Origin of the sequence: Rothia terrae (genome assembly GCF_012396615.1) — a bacterium.
GTDB lineage: Bacteria > Actinomycetota > Actinomycetes > Actinomycetales > Micrococcaceae > Rothia > Rothia terrae.
In genome coordinates, this window is sequence record NZ_JAAXPV010000001.1 from 116252 (window position 1) to 140318 (window position 24067).

The 24067-nt window shown below is 53.2% G+C and carries 20 protein-coding genes; 9 read left to right on the forward strand and 11 right to left on the reverse strand.

The window, feature by feature from the left end; all coding sequences use genetic code 11:
- Nucleotides 1–10 precede the first annotated feature (10 nt).
- A complete protein-coding gene (gene hrpA / locus HF984_RS00530) occupies nt 11–4348 on the forward strand; it encodes an ATP-dependent RNA helicase HrpA (protein ID WP_168613726.1) in 4338 nt (1445 codons plus the stop codon).
- A 180-nt stretch (nt 4349–4528) separates the two neighbouring features.
- Here hrpA and HF984_RS00535 read toward each other — a convergent pair whose 3' ends face one another.
- Together HF984_RS00535 and HF984_RS00540 are read right to left on the reverse strand one after the other, a co-directional pair.
- Complete coding sequence (locus HF984_RS00535) at nt 4529–4957, reverse strand: HIT family protein (protein WP_168613727.1); 429 nt, start codon at nt 4955–4957, stop codon at nt 4529–4531.
- An 18-nt stretch (nt 4958–4975) separates the two neighbouring features.
- The gene (locus HF984_RS00540; RefSeq protein WP_168613728.1) at nt 4976–5626 is read right to left on the reverse strand and encodes an MBL fold metallo-hydrolase; all 651 of its coding nucleotides are present in this window, start codon (nt 5624–5626) and stop codon (nt 4976–4978) included.
- A gap of 162 nt (nt 5627–5788) precedes the next feature.
- Here HF984_RS00540 and HF984_RS00545 point away from each other — a divergent pair, with 162 nt between their 5' ends.
- Nucleotides 5789–6211, forward strand: a complete 423-nt coding sequence (locus HF984_RS00545; RefSeq protein ID WP_168613729.1) for a Fur family transcriptional regulator — start codon at nt 5789–5791, stop codon at nt 6209–6211.
- 61 nt (nt 6212–6272) lie between these two features.
- Here the strand turns inward: HF984_RS00545 and HF984_RS00550 are convergent, their stop codons facing one another.
- The 5 genes from HF984_RS00550 to HF984_RS00570 form a co-directional block, all read right to left on the reverse strand.
- On the reverse strand, nt 6273–7181 hold the full coding sequence (locus HF984_RS00550) for a metal ABC transporter permease (protein WP_168613730.1): 909 nt from the start codon (nt 7179–7181) through the stop codon (nt 6273–6275).
- A complete protein-coding gene (locus HF984_RS00555; RefSeq protein WP_168613731.1) occupies nt 7182–8033 on the reverse strand; it encodes a metal ABC transporter ATP-binding protein in 852 nt (283 codons plus the stop codon).
- A 5-nt stretch (nt 8034–8038) separates the two neighbouring features.
- Nucleotides 8039–9001, reverse strand: coding sequence for a metal ABC transporter substrate-binding protein (locus tag HF984_RS00560; protein ID WP_168613732.1), 963 nt, complete (start codon nt 8999–9001; stop codon nt 8039–8041).
- A gap of 163 nt (nt 9002–9164) precedes the next feature.
- Nucleotides 9165–10238, reverse strand: coding sequence for a hemolysin family protein (locus HF984_RS00565; protein ID WP_168613733.1), 1074 nt, complete (start codon nt 10236–10238; stop codon nt 9165–9167).
- On the reverse strand, nt 10235–11572 hold the full coding sequence (locus tag HF984_RS00570; protein WP_168613734.1) for a hemolysin family protein: 1338 nt from the start codon (nt 11570–11572) through the stop codon (nt 10235–10237). The genes HF984_RS00565 and HF984_RS00570 overlap by 4 nt, the downstream gene beginning before the upstream one ends.
- A 607-nt stretch (nt 11573–12179) precedes the next feature.
- On the opposite strand from HF984_RS00570, the gene HF984_RS00575 reads away from it, so the two are divergent.
- The 3 genes from HF984_RS00575 to HF984_RS11895 all read left to right on the forward strand — a co-directional run bounded on the left by HF984_RS00575 (nt 12180) and on the right by HF984_RS11895 (nt 17016).
- Nucleotides 12180–15953, forward strand: coding sequence for a multifunctional oxoglutarate decarboxylase/oxoglutarate dehydrogenase thiamine pyrophosphate-binding subunit/dihydrolipoyllysine-residue succinyltransferase subunit (locus tag HF984_RS00575; RefSeq protein ID WP_343947414.1), 3774 nt, complete (start codon nt 12180–12182; stop codon nt 15951–15953).
- A gap of 215 nt (nt 15954–16168) precedes the next feature.
- A complete protein-coding gene (locus HF984_RS00580; RefSeq protein WP_168613736.1) occupies nt 16169–16768 on the forward strand; it encodes a GDSL-type esterase/lipase family protein in 600 nt (199 codons plus the stop codon).
- Nucleotides 16769–16941: 173 nt separating this feature from the next.
- Nucleotides 16942–17016: a 50S ribosomal protein bL37 gene (locus tag HF984_RS11895; protein ID WP_095343185.1), complete on the forward strand. Its 75-nt coding sequence runs from the start codon at nt 16942–16944 to the stop codon at nt 17014–17016.
- A gap of 91 nt (nt 17017–17107) precedes the next feature.
- Here the strand turns inward: HF984_RS11895 and rsrA are convergent, their stop codons facing one another.
- Entirely contained in the window at nt 17108–17362 is a 255-nt protein-coding gene (gene rsrA, locus HF984_RS00585; RefSeq protein ID WP_168613737.1) for a mycothiol system anti-sigma-R factor, read from the reverse strand.
- 6 nt (nt 17363–17368) lie between these two features.
- A complete protein-coding gene (locus HF984_RS00590; RefSeq protein ID WP_168613738.1) occupies nt 17369–18001 on the reverse strand; it encodes a sigma-70 family RNA polymerase sigma factor in 633 nt (210 codons plus the stop codon).
- 303 nt (nt 18002–18304) lie between these two features.
- Here HF984_RS00590 and HF984_RS00595 point away from each other — a divergent pair, with 303 nt between their 5' ends.
- From HF984_RS00595 to hisN, 4 genes are all read left to right on the forward strand, one after another.
- Nucleotides 18305–18817: a DoxX family membrane protein gene (locus HF984_RS00595; protein WP_168613739.1), complete on the forward strand. Its 513-nt coding sequence runs from the start codon at nt 18305–18307 to the stop codon at nt 18815–18817.
- A gap of 169 nt (nt 18818–18986) precedes the next feature.
- The gene (gene aroA, locus HF984_RS00600; RefSeq protein ID WP_343947415.1) at nt 18987–20348 is read left to right on the forward strand and encodes a 3-phosphoshikimate 1-carboxyvinyltransferase; all 1362 of its coding nucleotides are present in this window, start codon (nt 18987–18989) and stop codon (nt 20346–20348) included.
- Complete coding sequence (rsgA, locus tag HF984_RS00605) at nt 20348–21436, forward strand: ribosome small subunit-dependent GTPase A (protein ID WP_168613741.1); 1089 nt, start codon at nt 20348–20350, stop codon at nt 21434–21436. The genes aroA and rsgA overlap by 1 nt, the downstream gene beginning before the upstream one ends.
- Before the next feature lie 30 nt (nt 21437–21466).
- Nucleotides 21467–22267: a histidinol-phosphatase gene (gene hisN, locus HF984_RS00610; RefSeq protein ID WP_168613742.1), complete on the forward strand. Its 801-nt coding sequence runs from the start codon at nt 21467–21469 to the stop codon at nt 22265–22267.
- Nucleotides 22268–22329: 62 nt separating this feature from the next.
- Here hisN and HF984_RS00615 read toward each other — a convergent pair whose 3' ends face one another.
- Nucleotides 22330–22749 carry a hypothetical protein gene (locus HF984_RS00615; protein ID WP_168613743.1) on the reverse strand — a complete coding sequence of 140 codons (420 nt, stop codon included), beginning with the start codon at nt 22747–22749 and terminating at the stop codon, nt 22330–22332.
- Nucleotides 22750–22881: 132 nt separating this feature from the next.
- On the reverse strand, nt 22882–23919 hold the full coding sequence (locus HF984_RS00620; RefSeq protein WP_168613744.1) for a class I SAM-dependent methyltransferase: 1038 nt from the start codon (nt 23917–23919) through the stop codon (nt 22882–22884).
- Nucleotides 23920–24067: the final 148 nt, after the last annotated feature.

Here is a 24067-nt window from a genome sequence, read left to right on the forward strand (position 1 = left end):
AGTGTGCAGTATGTCTAATTCTTCTAAGCCTTCTTTAGCCTCAGTCGCATCCGCAATGCACGCCGCACCCACGCGTCGTTCTGAACCGCAGCCCGGCGCCAAAGAACAGCGCGCCAATACGGACGCGCCGTCCGGCGAGCGCGGCAAGCGCACCTCCAGCAACAAGCGTCGTATGCCCCGCAATCCTGGTGGTCAGCGGCGCGGCAACAAGCAGCCAGCCCGTTTTGAAAAGCCGGTCGTCACGCTCAATCTCGATGAGATTACCTACCCTGAGTCGCTACCCGTTTCAGCGCGCCGTGATGACATCATGGACGCCATTCGAGACAACCAGGTGGTTATCATCGCGGGTGAAACCGGCTCGGGTAAGACCACCCAGATTCCCAAGATGTGCCTGCAGCTGGGCTTGGCGGACAACGGCTTGATTGGTCATACCCAGCCCCGTCGTCTGGCAGCCCGAAGCGTCGCTGAGCGCATCGCCGAGGAGTTGGGCGAGAAACTTGGTAACACTGTGGGTTACCAAGTACGCTTTACCTCTGAAGTCTCAGAAAACTCAGCGATCAAGCTGATGACAGACGGTATTTTGCTGGCTGAAATCGCCAACGACCGCGAGCTCAAGAAGTACTCCACCATCATCATCGATGAGGCTCACGAACGTTCACTTAACATCGACTTTATTCTGGGTTATCTGAAGCGTCTGTTGCCCAAGCGTCCCGATCTCAAAGTCATTATCACCTCGGCGACCATTGACCCCGAGCGTTTTGCCCGACATTTTGCGCCTTCTTTCGTGCCCGGTGAAGGCATCGTTGATGATTCACTCTCTCCCGAAGAGAAGGAAGTTGCTGAGCAGCTTCTACCCGATGATGCCCCGCCGATCATTGAGGTCTCCGGTCGCACTTACCCGGTGGAAATTCGCTACCGCCCGCTGTCTGATCCACGCACAGGCGACGGCGGCGAGGACGCCGACGACGCGGGCGACGGATTAGACGATGATGACCGCGACCCTATCGACGGCATTTTGGACGCCGTTCGCGAGCTCTCAGAAGAAGAGCCTGGTGACATCCTCATTTTCTTCTCGGGTGAGCGCGAAATTCGCGATGCTGAGGACGCTTTGCGTTCGCTGGTGACGTCGTCGCGTCGTTTCGGAAACTATGAAATTCTGCCGCTCTATGCCCGTCTGTCCATGGCAGAGCAGCACCGCGTCTTCCGACCTTCGGGGAAGCCGCGCATCGTGTTGGCAACCAACGTTGCTGAAACATCGCTGACGGTGCCCGGCATCAAGTATGTGATTGATACGGGTACTGCCCGCATCTCGCGTTATTCAGCTCGCACCAAGGTGCAGCGCCTGCCGATTGAACGCATTTCGCAGGCGAGCGCTAATCAGCGTTCTGGACGCGCTGGCCGTACCTCTGACGGTATTGCTATTCGCTTATATTCCGAAGATGATTTCGCATCACGCCCCGAATTCACCGACCCCGAAATTCTGCGCACCAATCTTGCTGCTGTTATTTTGCAAATGACCTCTATCGGTGTGGTTCGTGCGCCCGGTGATATTGAGAAGTTCCCGTTTGTTGAGCCGCCTGAGCAGCGTGCTATTAACGACGGCGTTAACCTCTTGCGTGAACTGGGTGCCCTACGCGAGCGCAAGCATTCGCACGGTCACAATCGTCGTGGAAACTCACCTCTGTCCGCAGTCGGACGTGCCATGGCGTCGCTACCGGTTGACCCGCGTCTTGCCCGCATGATTGTTGAAGCCAATAAACGCGGATGCGCCAAAGAAATGATGGTGCTCGCAGCGGCGCTGACCGTCCAAGACCCGCGCGAGCGTCCTGCCGAAAAACGCGGCGAAGCCGATGAGCTCCACAAACGCTACACCGATGAAACCTCAGACTTTATGAGCTTCCTGCTACTGTGGAACTTCCTCAACGAAAAGCAGGACGAGCTGTCTTCGAGTCAGTTCCGCAAGATGTGCCACCGCGAGTTCATCAACTTTTTGCGCGTTCGTGAATGGCAGGATCTGTTTGCGCAGCTGCGTGAGATGGGACGCGGCGCCGGCGTGAACGTGAGCGGTGGACGCGATATCTCCCCCGCTGACCACCAGGACGAAATCCATAAGTCACTGCTCTCTGGCCTGCTCTCCCATATTGGTCTGAAAGACGAACGCAACCCCAATGAATACCTGGGCGCTCGCGGTACCCGTTTTGCGATTTTCCCCGGCTCGGCACTGTTCAAGAAGCGTCCTGACTGGGTCGTTTCAGCGGAGCTCGTGGAAACCAGTCGCCTGTGGGCGCGCGTCAATGCCGACATCAAACCCGAGTGGGTTGAAGAAGTCGGCTCTCACCTGGTGAAGCGTCAGTACTCAGAGCCACATTGGTCGTCCAAGCTCGGCGCCGTCATGGCACACGAGAAAGTCACCCTCTACGGAGTGCCCATTATTGCCGACCGCCGTGTGCAGTACTGGCGCATCGACCCAGTAACTGCCCGCGAAATGTTCATTCGGGCAGCCCTCGTTGAAGGCGACTGGAACACGCGTCATCACTTCTTCAAACGCAACCAAAAAGCGCTCGCCGCCGTCGAAGAACTTGAAGCACGCTTGCGTCGTCGTGACTTACGCGTCGATGACCAAACGCTCTTCGACTTCTACGATGCGCGCATTCCCGCTGATATCGTCTCTGAACGCCATTTTGATAAATGGTGGAAGGACGAACGAACCCGCAACGAGCACCTTCTCGATTTTGATCTCGAAAATCTCATTGATGAGGACGCTGCTGACTACGATGAGTCGCAGTTTCCCCGCACCTGGACCCAGCACAGCCCCAATGGCGAGCTGGTTCTTGATCTGCGGTACGAATACGCGCCGAGTGTATCGGTGGGCGGCGTGCGTTCTCATGAGGCACAAACAGACGGTATCGCGGTACAGGTGCCGATTCTCTTTCTCAACCAGCTCGAACCTGAGCCCTTTAAATGGCTGATTCCTGGCCTTCGCGAAGAACTTGTGACCGCGCTGATCAAGTCCATGCCTAAGCAGATTCGCAAGAATTTTGTTCCAGCACCGGATGTTGCACGCCAAGCAGTAGCCGCGATGAGCGAGGAATTCTCCCCACTTGAAACTTCGATTGAAGAAGCTCTGGCTTTAACCCTGCGACGCCTACGCGGCCATGTTGTAGACCCGCAGGTCTTCAACTGGGACGCTGTCCCCGCTCACCTGCGCTTCACTTTCCAGGTACGCAACCCGCAGAACAAGATTCTCGGTGAGGGCAAAGACCTGAAAGAGCTTCAGGGCAAGCTACACACCGAGATTCGTTCTGCGCTGGCGGCATCGTTAGGGGCATCCCCCGATGCTTTGGCAGCGATGATGGGCGGTAAGTCAGCTATTCAAAAACCGGGTAAGAATACCGGCAAACCCGGTCAGTCCGGCAAGAAGCAGTCCTCTGTTCCCTCATCCGCGCAACCAGCGTCGCACGGTGTTGTAGAGCGTAGCGGCCTCACCGAATGGCCTCAGGAGGATCTGCCCCGCAAGATTGAGCGCACTATCGCAACCCAGGCGGTATCGGGCTATCCCGCTCTGGTAGATGAAGGCAAATCGGTGGGCATTCGCATCTTCACCTCAACACACGAGCAAGACCGGGCTCAGCGTAGCGGTGTTATTCGCCTCTTGCAGTTGCAGGTTCCCTCCCCCGTGCGCTACGTGAGCGATCATCTCAACAACAAAGAGAAAATCGTCTTCACCCAGAACCCGCACGGCTCAGTCGACCAGCTCATCACCGACTGCACAGTGGCTGCCGTCGATAAACTGACGCCCGCGTCCGCGCCCTTTACCAAGGGTGAGTTCGATGCGCTGTTCAACACAGTCCGTGCCAATCTCATTGATACCGTCTTCGACGTCACCAAGCTCGTGGCCGAAATTCTCAGCGAGGCCGGCAAAGTACGCAAGATGATCAAGAAATCTTCATCGCTGGCTGTTGTACACGCCATGAGCGATATGAAGGGACAACTAGATAACCTGGTTTACCCCGGTTTCGTGGCGCAAACAGGCTACGACCAGCTGGTGCATATGCCGCGCTACCTCAAAGCAATGCAGTCCCGCATTGAAAAGCTGGTGGGCGCCAACGTCAACCGCGATAACCAGCAGATGCTGATTGTTCAAGATCTTGAGGACGCCTACGATGCGGCTATCAAATCGTTGCCAACGGGAACATCGCCCTCTCGCGATCTTGAGCGTGTGGAGTGGATGATTGAAGAGTTGCGCGTGAGCTTCTTCGCCCAAGAGTTAGGTACCGCTTATACCGTGTCCGAAAAGCGCATCTCTAAGGCACTGCGCGAAGCTGTAGAGGCGCTGAAGAAGGGCTAGATTCTCTACTCTGCAGGGGTAACAAAAATCCGGTGTCGTTGATGTCAACGGCACCGGATTTTTCTAGAAATGGTGGTTACAACGCGTCTGCGAGAATGCTGATGGTCAACTTCCCTTAAACGCCAGCCCCGAGCCAGTTGACCATCAGCATCCCGCGACGCAAAACATTCAGCTCACGCTCTAGCTTTCAGGAACGAACTCTCCGAAGCCAGCATCCCGCAATGCTACGCGAATCTTTTCCGCTGATTCATCCATAACGGCTGAGTCGGGGTTTGAATCTGCGTTAGCGAAGTTGAAGGTTTGGAAGTCGTTGGCCGGGAATACATGAACGTGAACGTGTGGGACGTCCAAGCCGACAATTTCGACGCCCACCTTAGTGGGATTCCAGACGTTGTTGATAGCGTTACCCACCTTGTGCGCCACATCAAAGACGTGGGCTGAAAGGTCTGCGGGCATATCTACCCAGTGCTCGATTTCCTGGCGAGGCACCACGAGTACGTGGCCCTGCGCCAAAGGCTCGATGGTCAAGAAAACAACAGCTTTCTCGTCCCTCCACACAAAGCGTCCGGGGATTTCGCCTTCAATGATTTTGGTGAATACAGTGGACATGTCTTCCTCCGCTCAAGTTTAAAGCTCAACACTTTCTTCGGGGTCAAGGTGGGTGTAGGTGACTCCGTAGTCCACGGTGAGGTTGGTGACCTGAGTTTCGATGAGGTTTCGACCGTTGTCGGCCAAGAGCGAGTCGTGAATCGGGTACACCTGAGGCGCGCGAACTGAAATCACAAAGTCGATGACTTCGCTCATTTTGTTCCACGGTGCGTGGATGGGAGCGAGCAGGGTCTTTGCCTGGATTCCGTGAGGCACGGTGAATGAATCTCCGGGGTGGAACACATTGTCGTTGACCAAAACACCAACGTTATCGATAGTGGGTACCAACGGGTGAATCAGTGCGTGCTGACTACCGTAGGTCTTCAGGGTAAAACCTTCTAGCTCAATGGTTTCTTTAGCCTCAGCCAGCTGGACTTTAGCCTCGGGAAGTTCCTTGGAAACCTCATCGATAACAGCCTGAGGTGCGTAAAGAGGAACTTCGGGGTTTTCCTTCGAAAATGCGATAACACGCTCAGAATCAAAGTGATCAGGATGCACGTGGGTGATGAAAATATAATCTGCGCCGTCCAGTGCCTTCTCAACTTCAGAGAATCCACCGGGGTCAAGAACCAACGTTTTGCCTTCATTTTCAAGACGAACACATGAGTGAGTGTATTTTGTAAGTTTCATACCTCAACCCTAGTCCACGGTGTCAGTAAATTCACCTGACTTGCGGCAACAAGCTGGCTTATTTCTTCAACAATTCGCCGAGAGGTGAGAGAGTCTGCGGAATATTTCTCGCTCCGGTAAAGTTTACTGAGAAAAAGATTTTCTACCGCTAAGGACGATGCTATGCCTCAAACTAAGTCAGATGGTAAGCCTGAAATCCGCAATACTAAGCAACGTCGCATCGTCAATGCGACCCTCGCTGATCTCGATGATTTCATGAGCGCTCAGGAACTTCACCAGCTCATGGCATCTCGTAACGAGTCAGTCTCTCTAGCAACTACTTACCGTATTTTGCAGTCCATGGCGGCTAACAATGAGGTGGATGTTATTCGTACTGAAGATGGTGAGTCCATTTATCGCAGGTGCGAGGCAGAGCATCATCACCACCACTTGCTGTGCCGCAATTGTGGCAAGGCGGTAGAGCTTGAGGCTCCTGCTATTGAGGAGTGGGCTCATTCTATTGCGGCGAAGTACGGGTTTACTGATCTCTCACACGTAGTAGAGATTACCGGTCTGTGTAAGGAATGTTCAGAAGCAGCCCATTAGGTCTAAAACAGCAAATAATGGGGGCGATGACTCAATGTCACCGCCCCCATTCTTTATGTTTCTAGGACGCCACTTTGACGGCACCAAGATGACGTCCCGATGCGCTGTTGCGGCGTTTGTAGCCACCGGTGATGCGGCAGATAATGTAGATAATGAATGAGATAGTGGTGACGTAGGGGCTGATGGGCAGCGTGCCTGCCAACGCCAGCATAATGCCACCGACGATTGCAAGTTCAGCAAAAATTACTGAGAAGATGAGTGCTTTGAGTGGGGACGCGGTCACCTGCAGTGCGGATGCAGCCGGGGTGACGAGTAGGGCAAGTACCAAAAGCGAGCCGACAACCTGTACTGACAGCGCGACGGCAATGCCGAGAATGACCATAAATGCTAGGGACAGGAAGCCCAGCGGCACACCTTTAGCGCGAGCCACGTCAGGGTCTACAGAGGCGAACGTGAGGGGACGCCACAGAGCTACCAAAGCCGCGATAATCACCACCGCACCAATCATCATGGTGCTCAGCTGCGAGTCACTAATTGAGACAATCTGGCCGGTGAGCAGGGAGAACTTGTTGGCACTGCGTCCTTCATAGAGCGACAGAAAGAGAATACCCAAACCTAACCCGAAGGGCATGAGCACGCCGATGACTGAGTTAGACTCAGCGCGTTGCACACCCAAAAGACCAATCAAGAGAGCCGCAACGATCGATCCCACCAACGAGCCTGTCACCACGTTGAAACCTAGCAACAAGAACAAAGCCGCGCCGGCAAAAGAAATTTCAGCGATGCCGTGCACAGCGAACGCGTGGTCGCGCATCATAATGAACATTCCCACAAAGCCACCGATAACGCCCAGGACAGCACCGGCCCAAATAGACTGGCTCAGCAGGTCAACGAGCTCGCCGTAGCGGTCAAATACAAAGATGCGACTGAGCAGATCACTAGCCGTTACTCCAAGTACAAGAGAGTTCAATTAGTGATGTCCTTTCGCTGGGTCTGCAGGAAGCGCGTGCTCTAGCCCCTGGCGCATTTCGTGTTCAGCGTTTTGATCGCCGCCAACTACGATGTAGCGTCCGTTGGATCGTATGACTTCAACATGGGTTTGATACAAATCGCTCAGCACCTCAGAGGTCATCACTTGCTCAACTGTGCCCACGGTAAAGCGTCCATTTGCTAGGTAGAGCACACGATCTACGTGATCGATGATTGGATTAATTTCATGGGTCACGAAGACAACGGTTGCGTTATGTCGCTTGTTGTACTGGTGAATCAGATCAGAGACAGCGTATTGGTGGTGTAGATCCAGCGAGAGCAGGGCTTCATCGGCAAGTAGAATTTGCGGATCGTTTGCCAGGGCCTGAGCAATACGTAGACGCTGCTGCTCACCACCCGATAAGAGACCAACGGGTACATTAGCGTATTCAGTTGCGCCGACAGCTTCTAAGAGTTCATCAACCTTTGACCGGTACGATCTCGTGTTGAGACGAATCCCCCACTTGTGTCCGTCGATGCCTAACCCCACGAGGTCTCGAGCTCGCATGGGTGTATTTTGACTAATGCTTTTTTGCTGAGGCACATACCCCACGCCGGGGTTACCGGCACGTGCAGGCGCGCCAAGCACCGAAATCTGACCACTGTTCATGTGGGTGAGACCCAGAACAACCTTCAAAAATGTTGACTTTCCTGAGCCGTTAGGTCCGAGCACTGCAAAGTACTCGCCCTGTTCGACTCGAAGGTTGAGGTCTTGCCAGAGGTCGCGCTGACCGAAGGATAGCGCACCGTTAGCTATTTCGATGGACGCGGGCGCGTGCTGCACATGTGTCATAGGTTCTAGGCTACTGCCTTCTTCACGTTTTCTACATTGTCGGTCATCCACTGAACGTAGTCTTTGCCTTCGGGCAGGGTTTCTGTGAATGATTCGGTGGCCACAGATGAATTCTCAGCGGTATCACGAATTTCTTTGGTCTGACTGGTTTCGGTCTGCTCGTTGTAGGCAACCAAATCGAGGTTTCCAGCAGTGATCAGATCTTTGATTTCTTGCATGGTCAGCGGTGCTACGTCAGAGTCCGAGTCAATAGCTGCCACAAAGTTTTCGGGGGTTACGTTTTGCATACCCGCGGTTTCCAGCAGGTAGTTGGGTACAGGCTCGGTGGTCACAAACTTTTTGTCTTGAGCACCAGAATCTTTGGCAGATGCTTTGATGGTATCAAGCTTCTGGTCAAACTCTTCTGCAGACTTTTTGTAAGCTTGAGCGTTCTCGGTGTCGAGCTCACCCATATCGGTAGCTACCTGATCAGCTACTTTTTTCATGGTTTCAAGGTCGTACCACATGTGCTCGTTGAATTCGTGGTCGTGCGCGGTATGCTCGCCTTCCTGATGAGCTTGGCTGTGCTCTTCGTACAGCTCGTTGTACTCATCATCAGAGATCATGCCGGAGAGCTTAACGGCGTTGACGCCCTTCTGGTCGGGGTTATCCTGCCCCACCATCTCTTCAGCGAAAACGTCGTATCCCGCTCCGTTGTACACTACAACGTCAGCGTCCTTAATGGTCAGACGGTCGTTGGGGGTTGATTCGTATGAGTGGGGGTCCTGACTGGTGGAGTTGATAATGGAGGTAACTTCAGCCTTATCTCCGACCACCTGCTTGGCGATATCGCCGTAGACGTCCGTAGTAGCTACAATCTTCAGGCTGTCATCCGATGATCCGGATGCGTTGCTATCCCCCGCTGAACAACCAGCAAGTGCAAGGGCTGCTACGGAAAACAGGGCTACATTATTGAGCAACTTGGACATTTTTAGAACTTTCTAAACGCGAATCATTTTCAAATAGAGCTTACTTGCTCCCGCAACCTTTTTGCAATATAAGCCTGCGTACTTCAGAACACACTGAATACAACGGAAGAGTCGACGCCGGTATTCCAGCATCGACCCTTCCCTAGACTTTTCTCAGTGAGCCTTACACCCTGTTCGCGGCTTCACGCCTACGAACGTGCTCCTGCGTGGTGTCTTTGATTTCGCCCACCAGCTGTTCCAGAATGTCCTCCAGGAAGAGAACACCCAAGCTGACACCGTCGGCAGAGACCACATGCGAAAGATGCGCCCGGTTACGCTGCATAGCTGCAAGCGCTTCGTCAATCTCCACATCCGGGCGAAGAATCGCCATCGGACGCAGGCGTCCCCACGGGATATTTTCATCGCCACGAGAACCAACGTATGCAAGCATGTCCTTGACGTGAACGTAGCCCATATAGGTACCGTCCGCCGCATCCTGCATCACAAAACGGGAATAGCCGGTCTGTGCACAAGCATGCTCAATATCGTTGGGGGTGCACGGGAAGTCAAGGGTGACCACCTTTTCGCACTCCACCATGATCTCTTCCACCTTTTTAGAGCTAAACTCCAAAGCACCAGAAAGCACACCTGTTTCATCTTCAACGGTGCCTTCTTCAGTGGAATGCTTCACGATATTCTGAAGCTCATCCAGGGTAAAGGTCGATGAAACTTCATCCTTAGGCTCAATTTTCAAAGCGTGCAAAGCATGGTTCGCCAACCAGTTCAAGAACACGAGGATGGGCTTGAGCAGACGCGAGAAGAATACCAGCGGCGGTGCAAACCAGAGAGCGATACCCTTATCGGTCAGCGAAACAGACGCGTTCTTGGGCACCATCTCACCGAAAATAACGTGCAGATAGGTCACGATAATCAGGGCAATCACAAAGCTGAGAGTCGCCACGATTTCGTAAGGAATACCGATGGCTTCTAGCGGGCCAGCCATGAGGTGTTTCAAAGCCGGCTCTGAAACATTCAAAATCAGCAGCGAGCAAACAGTAATACCCATCTGGCAGGTAGCCAGCATCAAAGATACGTGTTCAATCGCAAACAGTGCCGTCTTCGCCCGCTTGTTACCGGCTTCCGCCAGAGGCTCGATCTGTGAGCGTCTGGTCGACATAATCGCGAACTCAGCTCCCACGAAGAAAGCATTACCCGCCAACAAAACAACCAAAAGACCAAGTGCTAACCAGTCATTCATGCGCGCACGCTCCCTTCTCGTGTTGAACTAGCTTCAGGGGTGGGAATAAAGCGGATTCGGTCGACACGACGCTGCTCCATACTTTCGATGCGCAGTGTTCCGCCTTCTACAGGTACGGTGTCGCCTACCTCAGGCACGCGTCCTAACGCGTACATCATGAAACCACCCATGGTCTCAAAGGCAGGGTTCTCTTCAATATCCAGCTCATCGATGTAATCAGAGATTTCATCGGGGCGCAGAAGACCGGAGAACATCCAGTCTTCGTTACCCATGTGCAGGGGGCGTTCTTCTACGTTACCTGAGTCGTGCTCGTCAGAAACTTCGCCAACGATTTCTTCGACGAGGTCTTCAAGAGTGGTCATACCCGCAGTGCCACCGTACTCATCGAGAACGATAGCCAGCTGCAAGGCACCCTCGCGCAGCTGCAACAGCAAGGAGTCAAGGTGCACCGTTTCGGGAACACGCAATACGTCTTCCATCAGCGCACCAGCTTCTAGATTAGGGCGCACATCTTCAGGAACACCGATAGCTTTTTTCAGATGGACGACGCCAACAACGTTGTCCTGGTCTTCGCGATAGAGAGGAAAACGCGAGTGACCGGTGGTACGCGCCATCTCAACGACGTCCGCAACCGAAGCGGTGTCTTCAAGCATAATTGCCTGGCGGCGCGGGGTCATCACGTCTACAGCTGTCAGCTCTGCAAAGGAAAGTGTCTTATCCACAAACCGTGCGGTATCTGAATCCAAGGTGCCTTCAACGGCTGATCGACGAACCATCGATGAAAGCTCTTCGGGAGTGCGAGCACCAGAAAGCTCTTCTTTCGCCTCCAACCCAAAGAGATGCAAAATTTTGTTGGCTCCCCCGTTCATGGTGCGCACCAGCGGGTTCATAATTTTGGTGAACATCAGGTGATAAGGTGCCAGGGCACGTGCAGTGGGGTAAGAGACAGCAATCGCCATATTTTTGGGAATCAGCTCACCAAGCACCATAGATAAGACGGTGGCTACACCCATTGAGAAAATCAAGATAAGGATGCGGGCAGCCGATTCAGGAAGACCCCAGCTAGATACTGAGTCAACCACTAGAGCCTGGAGTGCAACGTCCAAGGTGTAACCGGTGAGCAGGGTTGTGATGGTAATACCCAACTGGCACGAGGACAGCTGGGTTGACAATGTCTTGAGACATTTTAAAACCGCAACTCCCTTGGTATCGCCATTGTCAATTTTTTGCTGGACAGCTGACTGGTCCAAAGCAACCAGTGCGAATTCCATTGCAACGAAGAATCCAGTGCCAAAAATCAGCAAAATACCAACGAGAAGAAGAAGCCATTCCATTTAGCGAATCCCCCTGTTGCGAGGGCACGAATGTGATGTAAAAACGGGAGCCGGATATCCAGTGACTCTGGCATCTGCGCTGAGCGCATGATGCTGGTGTGGGCGGCAACTAAAAGAGTCGTCCATAATGCCCCAATTTTAGTCAAAGAGTGAGTGCTATTCCTAGTATTTGTTCTGCAAGGTTCGTTACGGATGCGTGTGTTTGCCAGGGGCGTAAAGGTGGGGTTTATTCTGAGCCAGTTCAGTACGTGAAAGACCTTTGCGTGTCACGGCAGTTAATATTTTAGAATTTTTTTCCAGACACAAAAATAGGTAAACCCACTCAAAACCAATTGTTTTACAGGGTCAAACCCACAAATAAGCATGGGTATCGTGTGGTTTGTTGCTCTTTGACCTGAACTCCCCTGCCTGAAACTTATTTTTCTGCGCGAAATAATGTTTCTTTATGCCTCGGTGCCTTTCGTCATATAGCTCTTGGGTTATTAGACTGGTCTCAAGAGACGAAGCTGACCCGTTCGCTTGGATACCCAGATACCTTCCGAGGCATGGTTCGAAACCAAGCAACTCGACGGCGTTCAAACCCCACATCGAATGGAAGAGGCTAAACGTGCCAAACCAGTCAGAAAGTCGCTGGCCAGAAGAATTTGCTGGTAACGAGTGGTTCATTGATGAACTATTTGAAAAGTACCAGAACGATAAATCATCAGTTGAGCAGTCTTGGTGGCCATTGTTCGAAGCAGAACTGAAGAAGTCCGGCAGCTCAGCATCCGCACAGTCTTCAGAGAAACCTGCACCGGCAGAGAAAAAAGAAGATCATCACCCTGATCCCAACAAGGTCATAGAAACCGCACCGGCTCAGGCAGAACCCCGCCCAGTTGCGCCTACCGATGAGGGTGAACAGGTCAAAAAGGCAAGCGGTACTGTGTCTAAAACCGAAGAGAAACTGAAGAAAAAAGAGGCGACCGTGGCACCTTCTCAGGAACCTGCAGAAGAAAAGAAAGAAACAATTTCTACCTTGCGCGGTCCCGCAAAGGCAGTTGTAACCACTATGGAAGAGTCACTGACTGTTCCTACCGCGACCACTGTTCGCGCAATTCCCGCCAAGGTTCTCATCGATAACCGCACCGCGATTAATAATTATTTGGCTCGTACTCGCGGCGGCAAGATTTCGTTCACTCACATCATCGGTTACGCCATTATTCGCGCCCTTGCGAATTTCCCGTCTATGAACGTTACCTTTGGTGAAGATGAGAAGGGTCGTCCCGCCGCTGTTCAGCCCGCTCACGTCAACTTCGGTTTGGCTATTGACCTTCCCCGTCCCGATGGAACCCGCAACCTGGTTGTTCCCAACATTAAGGGCGCTGAAGAGCTCTCCTTCGCAGAGTTCTGGGAGGCATACGATGACATCGTAAAGCGCGGACGCGATGGCAAGCTCACTGTTGAGGACTTCCGTGGCACCACTGTCTCACTAACCAACCCCGGTGGTATTGGTACCGTCCACTCGGTCCCCCGCCTCTCAAAGGGCCAGGCCGCCATCATTGGGGCAGGTGCTTTGGACTACCCGGCAGAGTACCGCGGCGCATCCGATAAGACTATTGCTCGCGCTGGCGTTTCAAAGATTCTCACCCTTACCTCAACCTATGACCACCGTGTCATTCAGGGTGCAGGATCCGGTGAGTTCTTGAAGATTATTGAAGGCTACTTGCTGGGTAACGAGGGCTTCTACGATGAGATTTTTGAAGCTCTTCGCGTTCCCTTTGAGCCCGTTCGCTGGGCTAAGGACAACCAGGTTGACCCCGCAACTGAGGTTTCAAAGGTTGCTCGCATCCAGCAGCTCATTCACGCTTACCGTGTTCGCGGTCATTTGATTGCACAGACCAATCCGCTGGGCTATGAGATGCTCACCCACCCGGATCTGCGCATTGAGAACTACGGTTTGACTCTGTGGGATTTGGATCGTTACTGGCCTACCGGCGGCTTCGGTGAGAAGGACACCTTGCAGTTGCGCGCGATTCTTGAATTGCTCCGCGAGGCCTACTGCCAGACCGTCAGCGTCGAGTACATGCACATTGAAAACCCCGTCGAGCGTCAGTGGTTCCAGAATCAGCTGGAGCACGGTTACTCCAAGCCCAGCCGCGAGGAGCAGTTCCGTGTACTGGGTAAGCTCAACGCTGCAGAAGCTTTCGAGACTTTCTTGCAGACCAAGTACCTCGGTCAGAAGCGCTTCTCGCTCGAGGGCGGAGAATCCTTGATTCCCTTGCTCGACTACATCATTTCTGAAGCTGCTGATGATGGCATGTCTGGTGTTGCTATCGGTATGGCTCACCGCGGTCGTCTGAATGTTCTGACCAACATTGCGGGCAAGTCATACGCACAGATCTTCCGCGAGTTCGAAGGCGAGATGGATCCGCGCATCACCGGTGGTTCGGGCGATGTGAAGTACCACTTGGGTACCGAGGGCACGTTCACCTCAGATAACGGTAACCAGACCCAGGTTTACCTGGCTGCTAACCCCTCGCATCTTGAAGCCGCTGACCCCGTGCTCGAAGGTATTGCCCGCGCTAAGCAGGATAACCTTGCAGGTACCGGCGCTAAGGACTACCCGATTCTGCCGATTCTCGTTCACGGCGACGCAGCGTTCGCTGGTCAGGGCATTGTCTTTGAAACCTTGCAAATGTCACAGCTTGAGGGCTACAAGGTTGGCGGCACCGTTCACGTGATCGTCAACAACCAGGTGGGCTTCACCACCACCCCGTCAGATGGCCGTTCATCGACCTACTGCACTGACTCGGCTCGTGCTATTCAGGCACCGATCTTCCACGTCAACGCAGATGATCCCGAGGCAGTTGTTCGTGCAGGTCACCTGGCATTCGAGTACCGCCAGCGATTCAACAAGGACATCGTGATCGACCTGCTGTGCTACCGTCGCCGCGGTCACAACGAGGCGGATGATCCTTCGATGACCCAGCCCAAGATGTACAACATGATTGAAGAGTTGCCTTCAACCCGCAAGATTTACACCGAGTCTTTGGTAGGACGCGGCGATATCACCCAGGAAGAAGCAGAGCGCGTACTCAAGGACTACCAGTCACGTCTGGAGCAGATCTTCACTGAGACCCACGAGGCCCAGTCATCGTCTGCTCCCCTGGTCACCGCTGATGCTGCGGCTGTTGCTAACATCGAGCGTCCGGCTGCTCAGCAGTCAGAGGATTCAGTTCAGGAAGCCGGTTCAACCGCAATTTCGGCCGATACTCTCAAGCGCATCGGCGATTCATTTGCGGCTGTTCCCGAGGGCTTCACTGTTCACAAGAAACTCAAGAAGCTTTTGGAACAGCGCACCGCAATGGCAACTGAGGGCGGTATTAACTGGGGCTTCGGCGAGCTCGCTGCTTTCGGTTCCTTGTTGCTGGAGGGTATCGACGTGCGTATGTCAGGTCAGGACGTTCAGCGCGGCACTTTCGTACAGCGCCACTCTGTCCTGCACGACCGTTTGACTGACGAAGAATGGACCCCGCTGGCTCACCTGAGCGAAGATCAGGGTAAGTTCAGCATCTACAACTCACTGCTGTCTGAGTACGGCGTGCTTGGCTTCGAGTACGGTTACTCCGTCGAGCGCCCTGACTCACTGGTTGTTTGGGAAGCTCAGTTCGGCGACTTCGCTAACGGCGCTCAGACCATCATCGATGAGTTCATCTCTTCAGCAGAGCAGAAGTGGGCACAGCGTTCATCACTGGTTATGATGCTTCCTCACGGCTTTGAGGGTCAGGGCCCTGACCACTCATCAGCTCGCATCGAGCGTTACTTGCAACTGTGTGCAGAGAACAACATGACTGTTGCTATGCCCTCCACCCCGGCATCGCACTTCCACCTGTTGCGCAAGCACGCTCACTCGCGTCCTCACAAGCCCATGGTTCTGTTCACTCCCAAGCAGCTTCTGCGTCTCAAGGCAGCAGCGTCATCGGTTGAGGACTTCACCACCGGCAGCTTCAAGCCTGTTATCGAGGATCAGGGCAACCTGAATGCTTCAGAGGTAGACCGCTTGATCCTGGTCTCCGGTCGTCTCTACTACGACTTGGAGGCTGAGCGCATCAAGCGCAAGGACACCAAGACTGCAATTGTTCGTGTCGAGCAGCTCTACCCCTTGCCTCTTGAAGAAATCAAGGAGCAGATTGCCCAGTACCCCAACGCAGAGTTGATCTGGGCACAGGATGAGCCTGCTAACCAGGGCCAGTGGCCCTTTATGGCTCTCAACCTTCTGCCCCATGTTGGTTACAAGATGAGCTTGGTATCACGTCCCGCTTCAGCTTCACCGGCTGCCGGTACCGGACGTCGCCACCAGGCTGAATTGGACAACATCTTGGCTGAGGCGTTTGACCGCTAAACTCTAGCTTAGAAGCTACTCACAAAATGCCCCGTACTGTCGTCTTTGACGGTACGGGGCATTTTGTACAGCAGATACAGCTTCATAGAGTTCACGAACTTGAGTAAATATGTACTAGGTTTGGCACGATAACGCGCGTGCCTTGTATTCTGTATGTAAGAGTAAAAGTGGGCACGTGAAAGTGCGCATTTCAGTCAACAACAGAAAAGGTTCTCGTGGATCAGCGAAACATTCGAATTGTAGCAGTGGGTGATGAGCTGCTCTCAGGCGTTGGAGATCCCCGCGCCCTGGGTTGGTTCGGCCGCGTCATGGCACGCACCCCGCAGAATATCGCATCGGTTGCAGCTTACAATTTGGCGGCACCGGGCGAAGGTAGCGAACTGTTGAATAGCCGCTGGTTTGAAGAGGCGGCTCGTCGTTTTTCGCAGGGTGCTGATAACCGCCTAGTGATTGCACCTTCAACTTTGGATGTTGATTTGGATATCACCAGCGCTCGTTCACGTTTGAACCTTGCGAACATGGTCGATATGGCCTCGCAGAACAATGTGAAGGTCTTGGTCGTTGGTCCTCCCCCGACACTGGACGCTGAACGCAACCGCCGTATCGCTGATTTGTCAGCGGCTTACGCTGATGTTGTGACTCGCCGAAACCATGTCTATGTTGATACATTCAACCCGCTGTTGCATCACGAGCAGTGGCGCAATGACTTGGCAGCTAATGACGGACGTCCCGGCCAGTCAGGCTACGGTCTGATGGCGTGGCTTGTTTTGCACCGCGGCTGGTACTCCTGGTTGAACCTGCCTGAGCCTGTCTAGGGTTCGGTGTGAGCCGTCCCGCTGTTTTTTGTGCACGGTTAAAGGTGCATTCACCTGTTATTTGTGCGAAAATGGACGGCAGTGCTGTGGCTCATTTCTGCCGCAGCAGTACATTCGGTTGTAACCCGTCTTTTGGGTTGCGGTAGAACCGTAATTTGTAGAAGGAGGCTCTCATGAGCAAGCGCGGTCGTAAGCGCAAGGACCGTCGTAAGGGCGGCGCAAACCACGGTAAGCGCCCCAACGCATAAGGTACCTTGAATACTTTTCAGGCGCCGGTTAGATTCTTTAGAGTCTAACCGGCGCCTGGTTTTTAACAGGCAAATGAGCTTCGCCTATGCTTTATTTTTTGATTTCGTCGATGCTGATACGAATTTTGTCTTTAAGTTCTTGGGGTGCTTTTTCACAACAGGAGCGTTTGATAGCTTCGCGAATCATGACTTCAAGGTCGTGTTCCTGTGTGCAGTCGGTGCACTCTCCCAGATGTTTTTTGAAGGTTTCAACGTCTTCTTTGCTGACGGCACCATCAAGGTACTCATAGATTTTGTTGATTTCTTGCTCGCAGCAGTTCTGCGATTTATCTGATGAATCGGTCATTGCAGGTTATCCTTTCTGCGAGTTGTTGGTGGTGATGCCGCGTTCGCGGGCGTAGTCAGCAAGGGAGTCGCGCAGTAGCTTGCGTCCTCGGTGTAGTCGAGACATAACGGTGCCGATGGGGCTGCCCATGATGTCTGAAATTTCTTTGTAGGAGAACCCTTCAACATCTGAGTAGTAAACGGCCATACGAAAATCTTCGGGGATTTCTTGAAGGGCACGTTTGATGTCGGTGTCGGGTAGATTATCCAACGCCATCATTTCAGCGGATTTCAGCCCCGATGAGTCGTGCTGACTTGCTTGGGCTAGCTGCCAGTCTTCGACAGAGTCGGTGTGAGACTGCTGGGGCTCGCGCTGGCGCTTACGATAGAGGTTGATGTACGTGTTCGTGAGAATTCTGTACAACCACGCTTTGAGGTTAGTACTCGGCGTGTACAGGTGGAATGAGGAATACGCTTTCGCGTATGCCTCTTGCACGAGGTCCTCAGCATCGGTGGGGTTGCGTGCCATGCGCAGAGCAGCTGCGTAGAGCTGATCAACGTACTGCATCGCGTCCTTTTCAAAACGAATTTTGCGTTGTTCGGTTGTTTCCGTGGCTAGATCTACCGGTGTCTCGTGCTTGGCAACGGTGGGTGCTGTCATTGGCTTTCCTTTTGCTCTTTCCCGATGGTAGAGCCTTGTACTCACAGGTTGTTGAATGTGAGGATGCGTGAAACATCTGTTAGGTTCAACCCTACGGCATGCGGGTTTATTCCCGGGTGAGGCATCGTGTTAGACAAACCATTCTTTTCATAAGACACCCCACCTTTCTTGAGGCTGAGTACTCAAGAAATCTTCGCTGAAATCGCGATTATTTTTAGTCGAATACTGCCAGCAAGCTTATGATGGTGGGTAGAGGGGATTTTCTCGTTATGATCCCCGACCATCGACACTTAGGAGTGTTTTATGTCAGTAGTACGTCGTCTCGCGCGTCCCGCGCTTGCATCTAGCTTTATTCTCTCAGGCGTTGATCGTTTGAAGGACCCCGCTTCTGCAGCTCACCTTGAAAAGGCTGTTTCGCTTGCAGCTTCCACTTCACCTTACCTGTCAGTTTTGAAGGGTCAGGAGCGTTTGGTTGGCCAGGCTCTTGCCGGTTCACAGGTGGCTGCAGGTTCACTGTTTGCGTTGGGCAAGCTCCCCCGTTTGTCATCAACCGTTTTGCTTGCGACCGGTGCTGTTAATGCTTACCTCGAGTTCATGGCAACCGAGCATGACAGCAAGGAACAGAAGTCAGCTCGCGTCAACAACCTAGTGAAGAATTCATCGCTTCTTGGTGCTATCGCTATTGCTTCGGTTGACACCGACGGTAGCCCTTCACTTGCTTGGCGTGCAAGCAAGCTGAGCGACAAGGTTGCTAAGAAGTCTGAGCAGATTTCTTCAGATGTTCTGGATAAGGCAGATAACCTTTTCCATAGCTAATCTTTGACTCTTGAGAGAGTTGGCTCCGCGCTGAGACGGTATTTAGGATTTTTCTTATTTGGCCGGCTCGGCGCGGAGCTTTTTGTATGCCTTGTGCCAGCGTAAAATAGGCGTGATAACTAAAGACAGCGTTACGTTGATGCACGTGATGAGAAGTGAGGTTTGTATTTTGGGTTCTGCAGAGGTTGCGCTGATGCCCGGCGACTGGTTGGCACCGCGATTTGTAGCACGCGGCGGTCATGCAACCGTTGCTGTGCCCGGTTCGAAGTCGCTGACTAACCGCTATCTGCTGTTGGCAGCGTTAGCGTCCTCGCCTTCAGTAATCCATGCACCTCTTCACTCTCGCGATTCTGCGCTGATGATTTCTGCGCTGACTTCTTTGGGCGCACAGTTTGAAGAAATTAAGACTGGTTCGGTCTTCGGTCCTGATCTTCGAGTAACGCCGTTGAACCGTGCCGCTAATCTCGGCAGTGTTAGCGTGGACGTTGGTTTGGCAGGAACGGTGATGCGTTTTGTGCCACCTGTTGCTGCGCTGGTCTCAGGTGATATCCATTTTGACGGGGACGCGCATGCTCGTGTTCGCCCTATGGGACCGGTCATCGATGCCCTGCGTTCGTTGGGTATTTTGGTCGAAGATGACGCCCGCGGTGCGTTACCGTTCACTGTCTCTGCTAGCGGATCAATAGCTGCTCGTGAGCTAGAAATTGACGCTTCGGGTTCGTCTCAGTTCGTCTCGGCGCTGTTGCTGGTTGCCAGTTCCTTTAATAACGGTCTGGATCTGCAACATGTTGGTGCGTCCATTCCTTCGATGCCGCATATCGAAATGACGGTTGATGTCTTGCGCTCGGTAGGTATTGAGGTCGATGACTCTCAGCCGAATCGTTGGATTATTAAACCGCAAACCTTTGAGGGTTTTGAAGTAACTGTTGAACCCGACCTTTCAAATGCAGGCCCTTTCCTTGCCGCCGCTGTAGTCACAGGTTCTCGTGTCAATGTCCCGTTATGGCCTGCTAAAACCACTCAGGGTGGGGATCATTGGAAGAAGATTTTGCCTCTGTTTGGTGCCTCGGTGGAACTTACTGCTGAGGGGTTGACCATGACAGGTCCGGCTGAAGGCAATCTTTCAGCGTTACCTGAAATTGACCTAGATTTGTCAGAAGCCGGCGAGTTGGCGCCCACCGTTGCGGCGCTGTGCGCATTGAGTCCGCAACCTTCGACTCTACGCGGCATTGCGCATTTGCGTGGGCATGAAACTGACCGACTAGTTGCGCTCACCACCGAGTTCAACAAGTTGGGGGCTCGTGCAGAGGAAATCGAGGATGGGATCCGCATCCTCGGCCCTGTCCAGCACGGTGGTAGGTTCAGTACCTACGCTGACCACCGTATGGCCACAGCCGCAGCTATTATTGGGCTCGCTGTTGACAACGTTATCGTTGAGAACGTTGCAACGACCGCAAAGACCCTGCCGAATTTCACCGGCTTATGGGAAACCATGCTAGAGAACTTTTCATCAACAGGTAAGGCTGACTAATGCGACGAAGCTGGGATGAAAGCGACGTTCGCGTCCGCCCCAATAAAAAAGGCTCACGTCCTCGTACCAAAGACCGTCCTTCGTACGATAAAGCGGAGCTCGGACGAATTATCACCGTTGACCGCGGCCGTTACACTGCTGTTCTCGATGAGAACACCGATAGCGAGCGCACTGTCACAGCGGTACGAGCTAAAGATTTGCGCAGGACGCCGGTGGTTCCCGGCGATATCGTGGGGCTAGTCGGTGATACCTCAGGTAAGCCCGATACTCTGGCGCGTCTTGTCACCATTCAGGAGCGTACGTCATTGCTGCGTCGTAGCGCTGACGATACTGACCCGGTGGAACGCGTTGTTGTTGCTAATGCTGATCAGCTCGTGATTGTGGTGGCAGCTCAGAATCCCGAGCCGCGAACGGGCTTTATTGACCGTTCAATCGCAGCTGCCTTTGATGCCGGTATTACCCCGGTCTTGTGTATTACCAAAACGGATCTCAAGCATCCCCAAGAGCTTCTTGATTACTATGCCAATACCGGTCTTCAGATTGTGCTCTCTAAATCTCTCGACGGTTTAGCGCCGAGTGAAGAGAATGCTCAGGGTTTAGATGCTTCGCTGGTGGAGCAGGTAAGTGAGCACCTACAGGGGCAGGTTTCTGTTTTGCTCGGGCATTCGGGCGTTGGTAAATCGACCCTGGTCAATGCTCTAACGGGCGCTGACCGTGCCACGAGCCATGTCAATGCCCATACGGGGCGAGGACGCCACACGTCCTCTTCTGCTCTCGCTGTGCGTCCTGCTGAGCGAACTGCCGGTACTTGGATTATTGATACACCGGGCATCCGCTCCTTTGGCTTAGCGCACATTGAACCGGAGACTATCGTTGCCTCGTTCGAGGACCTTGCTCCCGGTTCAGCGGATTGCCCCAAGGGTTGCGAGCACTCCCCTGCCTCTGCCGGATGCGGCATCATCGCCTACGTCAACAGCGGTCAAGCTGGAGACTCCGGGCAAGCTCGCCTCGAATCGCTTCAAAAACTTTTGAACGTATCTACCGAAACCGATGCTGATTCTGAAAAAGAACTCGGTATCGTTCTGTAACAGACCTTTACTCACACACGAAAAGTAACCATGAAATCATCTAGCCAGTACACCGAAGACCTCCGCTTGGCTCACATTATTGCCGATGCCGTGGATAGGCTCACCCTGACCCGCTTTCAAAAACAAGATTTTACGGTTGAGACTAAACCTGATCTCACCCCTGTTACCGAAGCGGATAAAGAAGCCGAGCAGCTGGTGCGTTCGCAGCTCTCCCGCGTCCGTACCCGTGATGCCATTGTGGGCGAAGAATTCGGGGCAACCGGTGCTTCACCGCGCCAGTGGATTATTGATCCCATTGACGGTACCAAGAACTTTGTGCGCGGTGTGCCGGTGTGGGCCACCTTGATTGCTCTTGTTGATAACGGTAAGCCAGTTGTGGGTGTTGTTTCTGCTCCCGCTCTTCAACGACGCTGGTGGGCGGCTGAAGGAACAGGCGCGTATACCGGCCGTTCGCTGGCTAATGCAAAACGCATCTCGGTGTCAGATGTTACTAACCTCAGCGATGCCTCTTTCTCATATTCTTCTCTTTCGGGTTGGAAGGAACTGGGTAAGCGTGATGAGTTTATTCAGCTGACCGACGATGTTTGGCGTACTCGCGCCTACGGCGATTTCTGGTCGTATTGCATGGTTGCTGAGGGGGCTGTTGATTTTGCGGCAGAACCTGAATTGGCTCTGCACGATATGGCCGCGTTGGTACCCATTGTGACTGAGGCAGGCGGACGCTTCACCTCATTGGACGGTGAAGAAGGCCCCTTTGGTGCTAACGCTCTAGCATCTAATGGTCACCTGCATGATACTGTTCTGCGTCGCATCGGAACATCAAACAGCTAACTAAACCGTGTAAAAGACAAAAATGGCGGGTGTACTTGGTGAGTACACCCGCCATTTTTGCGTTAGAAATCAATGGTGATAAAAAGTACCGTAAGCGACAGGGCGATGAGAGTGCCTAACACCCCACCAATGATGCCAACCCAGGCACACACCTTGGTTTTGCCTGCGTATATTGTCTGAGGGTATCGACCGAGTTTGACCAGAGCAACGATACCGAGCACCACAGCTGCGACCGACGGTATGGCGGTGAGTCCGAAGATTCCGCTGAGTCCTGTTAGCGGCATGAATATGGTCAGGATGAGCGAGGTGACCGATGCAAAGGCGTAAAACCAGCCTGCCCTTCGTTTATCGCGAGGAAACTCACCGAGAGGGCGGCGGTACTGTGCCGGTATGCGATAGCCTGCAGGTTCGCCCGGTGTTGTCATATCGTAGGGATGCTGAACAGGAGCCATCTGAGGTTGCAGTTGAGGCTGGGTCGACATCTATGATCCTTCTAAAGATTTGAAGCTATCTGATGTTCACTAGCCTACAGGGCTAGGGGTGTAGGACGCGATAACCCGCACCTACTTTTGGGTGTGCTCGGAGCGATAAGGCAGCGACAAGCTCCTACAGAACTACTTTGCTGACGCTGTGGTCGCCCGCAAAACCGTAAATTTCGAGTTACGGGCTAGCTGTTCTACAGTTGCAAAGTTTTTATCGAGCAGCCCGCGATAGCGCAGGTGAGAATTATGTACGAGAAAGAGATTTCCTCCCGGTTTGAGTACTCGATGCGCCGCTTTCACCAGTTCCTCGTATAGGGACGCGTCAACCCTCGTACCCTCGTGGAAAGGCGGGTTGAGAACCACAGTATCTACCGATGAGTCATCAAGAGAACGGGCCGCATCGTCCCAGATTACCTGCGCCATGTTGTTCTCTACATGCTCATGCAGCGTCATTCGCGCCGACACCACCGCGTCCGCCGAAATATCGGTAGCTATGCACTTAATTCCCGGTACCGCTGTAAGGAGGTCAAATGAGACTTGACCGTTGCCGCAACCAAGGTCAAGGACGCGCCCACCGGTTATCAGATAAGGTATAACGGTTTCAGCCAAAAGAGTGCCGCCGTGATCGCGACTAGCCGAGCAGAAGACGCCTCCGACGCCGTAGCGTCCTTCGTTTTCAGCGGGCTGGTATGTACTGGTTTGCGCACTTGTCTTTTCAGTATTTCGAGCTATTAGGCAGCGGAACTTACCTTGCCCGCGGCTCGCATAAACTTCTGCAAAATGCTGACTGAGCACGTGGTTCTGGGACTTGGTCATGTGCTTGGTATTCCCCACAGCAACGAACGTAGCAGTGCCTTTCACCTGAGACAGACAGTGGGCAATATAATCCAGCTCCGCCAAAGATTTAGGCAGACGACCTAGCGCAATAACAGTACGAGTCTCATCCGTAAAATTCTCTGCAAAGAAATCTGGCAGGTATAGTGGATTATCCATACCGGCAACCAGCACGTTGGATGCTGCCTCCTGGTGGGAAACCCGCTGGGCAGACACCGCCTGAGAAAAACTACGGGACGCTACATACACACCATTGCTGGTCTCTCGAACAGCATCAAGACTGAAGCGAAGCAACGCACCGTCAGGATCATCAAAAACCACAAAATCGGTTTGCATCAGCAATTTCGTCGCTGAGCACAGACAGCAAAACCTCATCAATTCGAGCAGTCATAACTTCGTCCCCCAAGCACCGCACCCCCACGGGCGACAGTTTAACTCATTATTCACACCTACAAAAATACCTCGGTGCGATTCAGCTGAACCA